The 514-nt window shown below is 67.7% G+C and carries 1 protein-coding gene; it reads right to left on the reverse strand.

Translation table 11 applies throughout. The annotated features are described in order from the left end of the window. Positions 1 to 25 precede the first annotated feature (25 nt). The coding region (locus N792_RS13295; RefSeq protein WP_036196163.1) for an OmpA family protein at positions 26 to 514 on the reverse strand (489 nt) is incomplete at its 5' end.

The following is a 514-nucleotide window of genomic DNA, read 5'->3' on the forward strand; positions in this document are numbered from 1 at the left end:
GAGCCGCCTGTCACTCACGTGACACTCAGTTCTGGACGTTCAACTCGGTGCGGCGGTTCAGCGCGCGGCCTTCCGGGTTGTCCGAACCGTCCGGGTTGGTGTTCGGCGCGATCGGGCGGCTCTCGCCGTAACCGTTCGGACCCACCAGACGCGAGGCGTCCACGCCGTTGCTGGTCAGGTAGTTGTACACCGCCGTCGCGCGACGCTCGGACAGCGCCTGGTTGTACGCGTCGGTGCCCTTGGAGTCGGTGTGACCGGCCACTTCGACCTTCAGCTCCGGGTAACGCTGCAGGATCTGGGTCGCCTCGCTCAGGATCGACACCGCGTCCGGACGCAGGGTCGACTTGTCGAAGTCGAAGTTCACGCCCTTCAGGTCGATCGAGACCGGCACCGGGCAGCCGTCCGGACCGATGGTCTGGCCAGCCTGCGAATCCGGGCACTTGTCGTCGCAGTTGTTGACGCCGTCGCCGTCGTCGTCCAGGTCCGCGCAGCTCGGGGCCACCGGGGCCGGAGC

The sequence above is a fragment of the Lysobacter concretionis Ko07 = DSM 16239 genome, from assembly GCF_000768345.1.
In the GTDB taxonomy this organism is placed as follows: Bacteria; Pseudomonadota; Gammaproteobacteria; order Xanthomonadales; family Xanthomonadaceae; genus Novilysobacter; species Novilysobacter concretionis.